Origin of the sequence: Enterococcus sp. AZ080, assembly GCF_051714945.1 — a bacterium.
Taxonomy (GTDB): Bacteria; Bacillota; Bacilli; order Lactobacillales; family Enterococcaceae; genus Enterococcus_B; species Enterococcus_B pernyi.
In genome coordinates this window covers 1,204,050-1,216,285 of sequence record NZ_JBIOSV010000001.1, presented here as the reverse complement: position 1 = coordinate 1,216,285, position 12,236 = coordinate 1,204,050, and the positions used below count along the sequence as shown (strand labels likewise).

7 protein-coding genes are annotated in these 12,236 nt (G+C 39.6%); all 7 read right to left on the bottom strand.

Translation table 11 applies throughout. The annotated features are described in order from the left end of the window. Positions 1-128: 128 nt before the first annotated feature. The 7 genes from IGK01_RS05710 to IGK01_RS05680 all read right to left on the bottom strand — a co-directional run bounded on the left by IGK01_RS05710 (position 129) and on the right by IGK01_RS05680 (position 12,214). Positions 129-1,385 carry an LPXTG cell wall anchor domain-containing protein gene (locus IGK01_RS05710; protein WP_438840555.1) on the bottom strand — a complete coding sequence of 419 codons (1,257 nt, stop codon included), beginning with the start codon at positions 1,383-1,385 and terminating at the stop codon, positions 129-131. Further along, the gene (locus IGK01_RS05705; protein ID WP_438840554.1) at positions 1,336-5,250 is read right to left on the bottom strand and encodes a cell wall protein; all 3,915 of its coding nucleotides are present in this window, start codon (positions 5,248-5,250) and stop codon (positions 1,336-1,338) included. The genes IGK01_RS05710 and IGK01_RS05705 overlap by 50 nt, the downstream gene beginning before the upstream one ends. A 504-nt stretch (positions 5,251-5,754) precedes the next feature. Next, the gene (typA, locus tag IGK01_RS05700; protein WP_010735665.1) at positions 5,755-7,584 is read right to left on the bottom strand and encodes a translational GTPase TypA; all 1,830 of its coding nucleotides are present in this window, start codon (positions 7,582-7,584) and stop codon (positions 5,755-5,757) included. A 347-nt stretch (positions 7,585-7,931) separates the two neighbouring features. Continuing rightward, positions 7,932-8,699 (bottom strand): inositol monophosphatase family protein, encoded by a 768-nt coding sequence (locus IGK01_RS05695; protein ID WP_137072328.1) that lies wholly within the window; start codon positions 8,697-8,699, stop codon positions 7,932-7,934. A gap of 4 nt (positions 8,700-8,703) precedes the next feature. Beyond that, positions 8,704-8,979 (bottom strand): UPF0223 family protein, encoded by a 276-nt coding sequence (locus IGK01_RS05690; RefSeq protein WP_010735667.1) that lies wholly within the window; start codon positions 8,977-8,979, stop codon positions 8,704-8,706. A 168-nt stretch (positions 8,980-9,147) separates the two neighbouring features. Beyond that, the gene (gene lpdA, locus IGK01_RS05685) at positions 9,148-10,554 is read right to left on the bottom strand and encodes a dihydrolipoyl dehydrogenase (protein ID WP_010735668.1); all 1,407 of its coding nucleotides are present in this window, start codon (positions 10,552-10,554) and stop codon (positions 9,148-9,150) included. 7 nt (positions 10,555-10,561) lie between these two features. Beyond that, positions 10,562-12,214, bottom strand: coding sequence for a dihydrolipoyllysine-residue acetyltransferase (locus tag IGK01_RS05680; protein WP_023519524.1), 1,653 nt, complete (start codon positions 12,212-12,214; stop codon positions 10,562-10,564). Positions 12,215-12,236 lie beyond the last annotated feature (22 nt).

Sequence of the window (12,236 nt, the reverse complement as noted above, 5' to 3'; positions counted from 1 at the left end):
CTCATAGGATTTATTTTTATATTTCTTGTCCGTGACTCCTTTAGTGATCATAAAAAAACAGTTGAAAGAATGCCAAAGTAATTATCACTTCGCTCTTTCAACTGCTTCGTTGTCATTTTAACTATCCGTTACTGTTTATCAAACGATTTCTTAGACATTTTTCGTTTCCAAAAAACAAATCCTACTATTAGTAAGAAACATGCACCAATATATGGCAGTACTCGATTGATGGTTTGATTGGTTTGTGGCAATTTACTCTCATCACCTTCGGCTGCGGAACCCTCACCTAATCCAGTCTCTGCTGAAATTCCATCTGCATCTGGATCGTTGGATGTACCAGTACCATCTTCTGCACTAGCGTCCTCTTCTCCTGGCGCTGTTTCTTGTCCAGGTTCAACGATTTCATATGAAGATTCTGTACGAGTAGATAAACTCCCATAACTCCGATCCACTTTGACATCGAGAGAAACAAAACGACTGCCCATAGTTTCTGTATCGATTTCAGATGTTCCATCTAAAGAAACAGTATAGACGTTTTTAGGTATTACACGCCCATTGACTTTCACTTCTTTTACTAACGATTTCAGGTCAACTCTTTCAGTGCCTTGTGCAAAAGAAGGCTGAGCAGGTTCAACTGTTAACTCACCTGTAGGCTCAAAACCATAATCTGTTACCTTATAATACGCGTAATTACTGCCATAGGTGTAGTTTCGTTCGTTCTCTTCTGCCATCAATAAATTGTTACTAGTATCTACGTGATAAACCTTCACGATATCACCTGGGGTCACCGCCAGTGATTTACCAGTATTAAAACGTGAAATGGCTTGCTCGATTGTTTGTGTGCCACGAACCTCGTATTGATATTTGCTTTGCTTACGTTCGTTGAGAATTTCGATTCCATAATATACTTCGGTGTCATCGTATTCATTCACTCGATTCTTCAATACTGTTTGATCGGTTCCTTGGACAGATTGGATTTCAATTTGTTTGCTGTTTTTAAGTAAACCAAACGATCCAACCGTTTCACCTTTACGATTTTTCAAATGGATCGTGCTACCCCATTTCACTTCATAAGGCACTTCGATGTCAGTCGAAGAAACACCATCTGCTGTCGATACTTTTACCGTTACTGTTTTTTCTCCTGTCGTATGGGTATCAAACGCTCCCATTTGTTCTACTTTATAAAGCTCTGTGTTCAAACTCTGTCCGTTGAATGCAACATTCTCAATCAACGTTGTCACGTCTACCTCACTGGTATCCTCACCTAAGACGAGTTCCTGACTAGCAACATCTGCGTAAATCATCGTAATCGGCTCAAACTCGCCATTCTTGACTTCATAATAAGCGTAATTCAACCCAGCTGTATAGGTTTTTGACGATATCATCCCACATCAGTAAGTTCTGGTTATCTGTTTCTGCATGGTAGACACGGAAAATGTCTCCTTCTTCCACAGGTAATGATTGGCCATTATTGAACCCTTCGATTGCTTGACGAACCGTTTGATTACCTGCCACTTCATAAGTATATTTGATGTTATCGGGAAATAAACTATTTGCTTTATTTTTAGGATCTGCTAGGATGTCGATTCGATAATAGGCATTCCGACCATAGGCAGGATTGACTGGCGCATTAAGTTCTGTTTCATCTTCGCCTTTCGTGGCATAGATAGCCAACTCATCATTTTGATCAAGCAGGCTAAAAGAACCGACGATGCCTCTTTTCCCTTCTTTCTCTTCGCCTTTCAGAACAAATGTACTTCCCCATTTGACTTGATAAGGCAGTTCAAGTTGCACACTAGATAAACCATCGTTCATTTTCACACGCATAGAGACGTTTTTATTTCCTATCGTTGTCGTATCGATTTCTGAACGTCTTTCGATCGTGTATTCCTCTGGATCGACTGTTTTGCCGTTGATCGTCACACGATCAATTAATTCAGCATCAGCTGCAGTAGTCACATCTTGCGCGAGATAAAAGGCTTTATTAGCTGTATGGACTTCCATGACTGGCATTGCTTCAAAACCATAAGTCGTTACTTTGTAATACGCATAATCTGAACCATAAGTGAAGTCCTCTTCTAGTTCATCGACCATCAGTACCGAGCTACCAGGAGATTTTTGCGGGTGATAAATTTTGATCACATCATCTAACTGGACAGTGACAGCTTGAGTACCATTAGTTCCAAAGCTGTTGATGACGTCTTGTAACGTGACACGACCTGGGACTTCTTGACTATAATGGACTCTTTCACCCCGTAGGACTTCAATTGAATAATAGAGGTCTTGATCGTTTCCTAAGCGCTCGTCTAATGGCGAGTCAAACCCATGATGGATTTTCAGTTGTCTTGTCGTATTAGTAGTTTGCAGTGAGAAAACACCTGCTGAACCACCGGTGCTAGATTTCATCACGATCGTTCTGCCCCATTTCACTTCATAAGGCACTGTGATGACTTTTGATACTACCCCATCTTTTGTGTCAAATTGGATAGCAAGTTCTTTTTGACCAACTGTGGTTGTATCGAAGTTTCCTAATTGCTTCACTGTATATAAATCCGGTGTTAACTCGGTACCGTTGATCGTCACATAATTAATCAGTTGGGTTCCATCAATCTCTGTGGCATCATCACCTAGACTAAATTCTTGTGGTTTAGTATCCGTAGAAATCGCGAGGATCGGTTCTAGCCCATGCTCTGTGACTTCGTAATAGGCATCATTTGAGCCCATTGTAAAGTCTTTGGCTATTTCATCTTGCATCAATAGACTATTACCTGTTGGTTCTGCATGATACACTTTGATGACGTCACCTTGTTTGACGGTTAATGGTTTTCCTTGATTGAACCCTTCGATCCCATCTCTAATCGATTGATTTCCTAGCACGTTATATTGGTATTTGGTAGTAATATTTTCGATCACTTCAATACCATAGTAGATGTCTCGGCCAAAATGATTATTGACCGGTTGACTCAAGTCTGTCCCATTTACTCCTTGACTAGCATGCAATGCCCATTGATCGTTTTCTTTTAGTAGACTAAATGCGCCAACCGTCGCATCATTCAAGCCTTTTAGCACAAATGTGCTGCCCCATTTGACTTGGTAATCGACTTCGAATTCCTCTGCTGAAAGTCCATCATTCATCGTGACTTTCAATTTCATTTTTCTTGTTCCAATACTACTTGTATCAAAATCGATCAATGATTCCACTTCGTATAAACTACTATCAACTACTCGACCATTGATCGTTACATTCTTTATTAATGAAGCTGGATCAATTGTCTTAGTGTTCTCGCCTAAAACAAAACTCTTTTGTGAAGCTTCTGCTTCTAGCAAGGGGAATGGATCAAATCCATAAGGAGTAATCTTGTAGTAGGCGTACGCCGTATCATATGTATAATCCTGTTCCTGTTCGTCAATCATCAAGACTGAACTATTAGGCGTTCGTTCTGGATGATATATCTTAATGACATCACCATAACGGACATCGATCGTTCCAGTAGAATCTCCAAATTTATCCATGATTTGCTGCCAAGTTGCGCGATTTGTCACTTCTTGGCTATAAACGACTGTTTCGCCTCGTAAAACTTCAAACGAATAATATAGCGAAAATGGGGAACTCTGCGGACCAACTGCCGTATTTATTGAGGTTGGTATCCCCATCCCAAATACAACTTTTGCCGTCTCATTTCCTGAATTATCTGTTCTTAAAGTAAATGATCCAGCTGATTCACCATTGATTGATTTCATCAAAATCGAGTGGTCCCAAAGAACATTGAGTGTTACCTCACCAGTTCCCTTAATCATCACACCGCTATTTGGGTGCTTGGTTTGAACTGTCAATTTGAGCGTTTGAAGACCACCTATCCGATAATCTGCCTCCACACTTTCTTGTGGAATAAATTCAAGATCTCTTAATTCGACTGGTTCACCATGCATAGTGACCGAATCAATATAATCTCTAAAGTTTGTTGCAAATGTTGGATAATTATAACCGAGTTTTCGATCTTCAATTGATTTGAGGTTAACCTTTAAGCCCTCATGTGGCGTCACATCCATCTGAATCGAAGCAGTTGCTTCACGTCCATCAGAAGTTGTTACTTTTGCTCGCCATGTTTGTTCGCCTGGCGAATCAGTATTCACATCATCAAACCATTTTAGCGTATAGGTACCATACAGATTTGTTACTTCAAAGTATTCAGTCACATCTGGCAATTTATCATATTGATAAATGTCAAATGGTCCTGGTTTTCCCTCGATTTCTACAGCTAGAGGTTCTACAGTGATTGGAACTACTGCTTCTATTTCTCTACCCGACTCGTCTTTTACTAAAATCTTCGTATCTTGCTTTCCTACTTTCGTTGTATCAGGGGCTATTTTCCAACTATATTCAACTTTTCCACGTGTATTTTTTACATCTAGATAAGTTTCTGGATTAGGGATCGGTTGAGTATTTTGCATGAGTTTATGTGTACCTTCTTTGGCAGTTGCTACAATTTTACCGATTTCCTCTTCAGCAGTCGGTAACCGTACTTCAAATGTAGCTGCCATGAGAAATGGTTTCACATCGTTAACATTAGATGTAGGATTCGATAAATAAGCCACTCTTGGAAAGACAAATACTTCATTCCCACTGACAGAACCGTATTTTAGTCGAGTAAAACTTGCATTTAAATAAGGCTCGCTTGTTGAAGCCATTGAAGCGTATAGGCGCATCCGCCAAATTCCATTGTTAGAATCTACTTGCGTCCAATAGACATTATTACGCCCTCCACCTAATGGCCACATAACCATTCCTTTATCATTCGGAAAAATACTCTTAGAAAAATTTAAAACTTCAAAGCTGTCGTCTTTCTCGTGTTGCAACTCAGAAATATTAAAAGTTGTTTTTGACAAATCTGATTGCACTCGAACTGCCTGCTCTTCACCAATTTTCAGTAAAGTTGCATCAGTAGTCGGTTTAAAGTAATTACCGTTGCTAACACTATCAAAATTATCGCTCGGATTATTATTCTTAGCACTAGTCCTTTTATTTTTCTCAATTGGTTGTTCATTACTTTCTTCTTTAATAGCTATTTTTTTGTTGTTTATTTTGTCTTCTTCTTTGTTTGGTTCTACTGAGGGTTGTTTTTTTTCAACCAATGATGTCTTCTCAGTCTTTAACTCTATGCTCGAAATTGCTTGTACAACAGCATCATTCATACTTCCTAACACCAAGCCGATAATTATCAGGCTATTCAGAATTTTTGTCTTTTTCATTTTTCTAAGATTTACCTCCATTTATTCTACAAGTATATTCGGAGAAGTCTTAGAAAATATTCAGTTGAGTAAGCAATCATTCTCATCTTGAGTCTTCTATACTCCTCCTTTTTTCTAATGATCATTCAAAAGCAAAGCTTCATTTTATTATAACGTCATTTATTTTTTCTTTTTTACATTTTATTCATCCTCCATCATTAATAATATTCTATTAGAACTTTCCTACTTTAACTCTAAACCTAAATACACTTTTTGATAACGCCGTTTTTTCCCTATTAATTGGTATAAATTGAAAGAATATTGTTATTTAATCTTATCCATCAAGAAATCGTATAATTTTATGATTTATTTTGACTATACTAAAAAAACATCGGATAGAGAAAAGTGGTACACCAACGGCTTTTAGCTAGTATTTTATTGAATAACTATGTTTGATTTGATGATCGATCCTATATAACAAAAAAACCGAATCCCAGAGCTTTCTCTAGGATTCGGTCAAAATTATTATTTTTTCTTTTTAGATGCTTTTTCACGCGCATTTTTTTCTAAGATTTGTTTTCTTAGACGGATGTTTTCTGGTGTTACTTCACAGTATTCATCGTCGTTCAAGAATTCTAATGATTCTTCAAGTGTTAATTGTTTTGGTTTTTTGATGACTGATGTTTGGTCTTTGTTAGCTGAACGAACGTTAGTCATTTGTTTTGCTTTTGTGATATTGACTGTCAAGTCATTCTCACGGCTGTTTTCACCGATGATCATACCTTCGTAGACTTCTGTCCCTGGTTCAACAAATACAGTACCACGTTCTTCGATACTCATGATTGAATACGTTGTTGCTTTACCTGTATCGATGGATACTAACGCACCTTGGTGACGTCCGCCGATTTGGCCAGGAAGCATTGGCAAGTATTGATCAAATGTATGGTTCATGATTCCGTAACCACGAGTCATTGACAAGAATTCTGTTGAGTAACCGATCAATCCACGAGCAGGTGTCAAGAATGTCAAACGAATTTGACCATTTCCTGTATGAACCATATCTTGCATTTCACCTTTACGTTGGCTCAATGATTCGATGACACTACCCATATATTCTTCTGGTGTGTCGATTTGAACACGTTCAAATGGTTCACATTTTACGCCATCGATCTCTCTTTCGATAACTTCTGGACGTGATACTTGTAACTCATAACCTTCACGACGCATGTTCTCGATCAAGATCGATAAGTGAAGTTCACCACGACCTGAAACTGTCCAAGCATCTGGTGAATTCGTTGGTTCAACACGAAGTGAAACGTCTGTTTGTAATTCTGCCATCAAACGTTCTTCGATTTTACGTGATGTCACGTATTTTCCTTCGCGTCCAGCAAATGGAGAGTTATTGACTAAGAAAGTCATTTGTAATGTTGGTTCATCGATATGCAAGATCGGTAATGCTTCTTGATGATCGACTGGTGTAACTGTTTCCCCAACGAAGATATCTTCCATTCCTGAGACAGCGATCAAGTCACCAGCTTTAGCTTCTTGGATCTCTAAACGTTGTAAGCCAAAGAAACCAAATAATTTTGTCACACGGAATTTCTTCACTGTGCCATCAAGTTTGATCAGTGATACTTGGTCACCAACTTTGATTTTCCCTCTGAAGACACGGCCGATACCGATACGTCCAACATAATCATTGTAATCAAGTAATGATACTTGGAACTGTAAAGGTTCATCGCTATTGTCAACTGGTGCAGGAATAGCTTCGACAATTGTATCAAAGATCGGTGCCATTGTTGGTTCTTGGTCCGCTGGATCATCGGATAAGCTAGATGTTCCGTTCAAAGCAGATGCATAGATCACTGGGAAATCCAATTGATCATCGTCTGCGCCTAATTCGATAAATAATTCTAAGACTTCATCTACCACATACTCAGGACGAGCGGATGGTTTGTCGATCTTGTTTACAACAACGATCGGTGTGATATGTTGCTCTAAAGCCTTTTTCAATACGAAACGTGTTTGAGGCATGGTGCCTTCATAGGCATCTACAACTAAGACAACGCCGTCTACCATTTTCATGATACGTTCTACTTCACCACCGAAGTCCGCGTGTCCAGGTGTATCCATGATATTGACGCGAATCCCTTTATAATCAACAGCTGTATTTTTCGCTAAGATTGTGATTCCACGTTCTTGTTCAAGTGCGTTTGAGTCCATCGCACGTTCTTGTAATTGAGTGTGGGCGTCTAATGTGTCAGATTGTTTTAATAGTTCATCAACTAATGTTGTTTTTCCGTGGTCGACGTGGGCGATGATCGCTACGTTACGGATGTCATTTCTTTTATTCAATTTAAGTAACTCCTTTTTTATCGATTCTTTATCACAGGGCAATTTTACTCGACTGTTTATTATACCAAACTTTTTTCATGAAATATAGTGAAATGTTTTCATTTTTTCGAGAAAATTAATAATTCGCCCTTTTTCTAATCAAAACAGCCCGAAAAATCCGAATTTATGTAAAAAAAAGTCATTACAAAAACTTTTTCATTAGCATCTTCTATAAATGACTGTTCCGATACTATCATCGATCAAAAAAATAAGCGAAGGATTACATTGCTCAAAAAAGCAATTTTATCGTCCCCCACTTATTTTATAAGAACTTTTTTGATGGATGTATCTCAAAGCTAGAAAAATAATCAATCCAATTGAAGCATGTCAAGCATGGTCGCATAGGCGGTTGGAGTTGCGGCTAAATAATATTCTCTGCCACTGAAACTCAATGGTGCACCGGAAAACCCACTATATCGCATACCGAATTCTTCCAACAAGACATTACCAGCTGCGTAATCCCAGGGACTTAGATTAGAGATATAGCCGATGTGGTTGCCTTTTAACATCGCAATCAATTCTAAGCCTGCACAGCCACACATCCGAACGCCGATACTTTGTTCACCAATCGCATGGATGTTGAATCGATCATGACCGAAGAGATAGCTATTGATTGCTACTAATCCTTTGTCTAATGGAAGGTCTTGCGGTTGGGGTAATTTCACATCATTTTTGTAAACACCGATCGTTTTACCGCCCCAGTATAATTCATCTCGCATGACATCATAGATGAATCCTAGCTGTCCCACTCCATCTTCGTAATAAGCAAGCATGATACAAAAATTTTCTCCTTGTACCACGAAGTTCAACGTACCATCAATGGGGTCAATGATAAAGACTTGACCACTCAAATCAGATAAGTTGTTGTATCCTTCTTCTTCTGCCAAAATTTTTGCTTGAGGATAGGCAGAATGGATTTTATTGATCAGAAATGCTTGGATTTCTCGATCCATGTTTGTCACTAGATCTTTACGATTCGTTTTTTCTGCAACTGTTAGTTGCTCATTTTGTGCATGGAGGATCTTTTCTTTTGCTGCTGCCAACCAGGCAATTATTTCCTCAATCATTTTCTCCATCGTCTCACCCATTCATTTTTAGCATTTTGTTGGTGTTCTTCTTTGCCTCTTGAATAGTACGGTATAGCGAATAGCCAGAAGCTTTTTCAAACTCGCGTCCTAACCGTTTTTCTTCTCCGATCGATTTGATCACTGTTTTGAATTGTTGATAGGTTGATAGAAATTCCTGATTATTGATTCCTTGTTCATTCGCTTTTTCGAGGGCTTCCCACATGTTCATCACGATGACCATTTCTTCAGTGGTCCAGTCCAAGTCTAATGGATATTGATACTCATTCATAGATATTATCTCCTATTCTATTCATCCCTTTCAGTTTATCATAGAAAGAAGACTTCTTCCAAGTGGTTTTGCTCTATTTTAGTTTACATAATAATTTTATAGTCGCTATTTAGAGTATAAAAAAACACAACTCTCTCTTCTCAGAGAAAGTTGCATTTAGTTGAATGATTAAATATGGATCGGTAAGCCTAAAGCTAATTCAGCTGCGTCCATTGTGATCTCACCTAAAGATGGATGTGGATGGATCGTCAATGCGATATCTTCAGCGTTCATACCTGATTCGATTGCCAAAGCAAGTTCAGAAACCATATCACTTGCTCCAACTCCACCGATTTGCGCACCGATGATGACATTGTCTTCATTCGTTGTCACTAAGCGGATAAAGCCTTCTGTTTTACCTAATGATAAAGCACGACCGTTCCCTGAGAATGGGAATTTGTAAGCTGTTGCTTCTAGTCCGGCTTCTTTTGCTTCTTTGATCGTCATCCCTACTGATGCTAATTCAGGATCAGTAAAGGCAACAGCTGGCATTGCTTTGTAGTCAACTGCTACTTTTTTGCCAGAGATTGCTTCTGCGGCGATTTTTGCTTCATAACTTGCTTTATGTGCTAAAGCAGCGCCTGGAACGATGTCGCCGATTGCAAAGATGTTAGGTACATTTGTACGTCCTTGATTATCAACTGGAATCAAGCCACGTTCACCGATTTCAACACCAGCTTGTTCTAAGCCCATGTCTTCAGTATTCGGACGACGTCCAACAGTGACCATCACGTAGTCAGCTGTTACTGATTCTTCTTTTCCGTCTACTGCATATTTTACAGTTACGCTATCACCATTGTCGATTGATTCTTTAGCCATTGCATTTGTAATGACTGTTACGCCTTTTTTCTTGAAGTCATCTTCCACTAATTTCACCAAGTCTTTTTCATACGTAGGTAAAATTTGTGGTGAACCTTCAAGGATCGTTACTTCAGAACCTAAGTTTGCGTAAGCCGCACCAAGTTCAGCACCGATTACCCCGCCGCCGATGATGACGAATTTCTTAGGAACTTCTGTTAGGCTTAATCCACCTGTAGAATCTAAGACACGACCACCAAATTTGAATCCAGGGATTTCGATTGGACGAGAACCTGTCGCAACGATAGCATGGTTGAATGAATAAGTTTGAGCAGAATCCGGATGGATCACACGTAATGTATGATCATCTACGAAGAATGCTTCGCCCTCGATCGTTTCAACTTTGTGTTTTTTCAACAAGTAGCCGACACCTGAAGTCAATGTTTTCACTACTTTGTTGTCTTTCCACTCTTGTGTTTTTGTAAAATCTAGTGAGACATTCTCACTTGTTACACCGAACATCGATGAATCAAGTGATTCTTGATAATGATGACCTGCTGCGATCAACGCTTTAGAAGGAATACAACCAACGTTCAAACAAACGCCGCCGATATATTCTCTTTCAATGATCGCTACTTTTTGGCCCATTTCAGCAGCGCGGATGGCAGCGACATAGCCGCCAGGTCCCGCACCGATTACAACTGTGTCTAATTCAACAGCAAAATCTCCAACTACCATTTGTTTCTCATCCTTCCATCATTAATAGCTCTGGATCAGCTAATAAACGTTTGATGTTATTCATTGCTTGTTGTGCTGTCGCACCATCGACGATTCGGTGATCGAAACTCAATGATAATTTCATCACTCGGCCAACAACGATTTCACCTTCAGCATTGACGATTGGTTGTTGTGCAATTGTTCCTACACCTAAGATTGCTACTTCAGGGTAGTTGATTACTGGTGTGAACCAGCCGCCACCAACTGAACCAATGTTACTGATCGTGATCGTTCCGTTACGCATATCGTCTGCCGCTAGTTTGCCATCATGAGCAAGTTTTGCTTTCTCGTTGATTTCGTCTGCGATCGCAAACATTCCTTTACGGTCAGCATCTTTCACGTTTGGCACATACAAACCATGGTCTGTATCTGTTGCGATACCGATATTGTAATAGTTTTTATAAACGATTTCTTGTTTTGCATCATCGATTGACGCATTCAAGATTGGGAATTTTTTGACTGTTGCAGTCAACGCTTTGACAACGTAAGGCAAGAACGTTAATTTCGTGCCGTTAGCAGCTGCCACTTCTTTGAATTTCTTACGGTTATCCCAAAGATTTGTTACTTCAACTTCATCATGTAAAGTGACATGAGGTGCTGTTTGTTTGCTGTTGACCATTGCTTTGGCAATTGCTTTACGTGTTGGTGTCAATGCCACACGTTCTTCTAGATCGCCTAAGTTTGATTTGAATGCTTTTGCTGGAGCAGCTTTTGTTTCAGCTGGTTTTTCAGCAGATGCTTCTGTTGGTGCAGCTGATTCAGCAGGTTTGCTTGCAGCTGCTGGAGCGCCTCCGCCAGATAAGAAGTTTTCGATATCTTCTTTTGTCACACGTCCGCCTTTTCCAGTTGCAGAAACTTGACTGATATCCACGTCTTTTTCGCGAGCGAATTGACGAACAGATGGCATTGCTAATACGCGTTTATCTGGGTTTGCCGCTTCAGGGATACTTGAAGAACCTGAAGTTTCCACTTTTGCATCAGAAGTTGCTGCCGCTGGTTTGCTTGCAGGTGCACTATTGTGTCCTGGCGCGTCGATCTCAACCAATACGTCACCAACATTTGCAACTGTACCTTCAGAAACAACGATTGTTTTCACAGTCCCTGTTACTGGAGATGGAATTTCTTCCACTGATTTGTCATTTTGCACTTCTAATAATGTATCGTCTTCATTGATCGTGTCACCGGCTTTAACAAACCATTTAACGATTTCACCTTCTGCGATACCTTCACCGATATCAGGTAATTTGAATTGGAATACGCCACCGTCAGAAGCTTCTGCTGATGCAGATGAACTTTCTGTTGTTGGTTCAGCAGCAGGTGCTTCAGGTGTTTGCTCAGTAGCTGCCACGCCTTCGCTTCCGCTTTCTTCGTTTCCTTCATGTCCTGGTGCATCGATCTCAACTAATACGTCACCAACATTTGCAACTGTACCTTCTGGAACAACGATGCTTTTCACTGTTCCTGTTACTGGAGATGGAATTTCTTCCACTGATTTGTCATTTTGTACTTCTAATAATGTATCGTCTTCATTGATCGTATCGCCTGGTTGAACGAACCATTTAACGATTTCACCTTCTGCGATACCTTCACCGATATCAGGTAATTTAAATTGGTAAGCCATGGGTTTTTAACGTCCTTTCTTT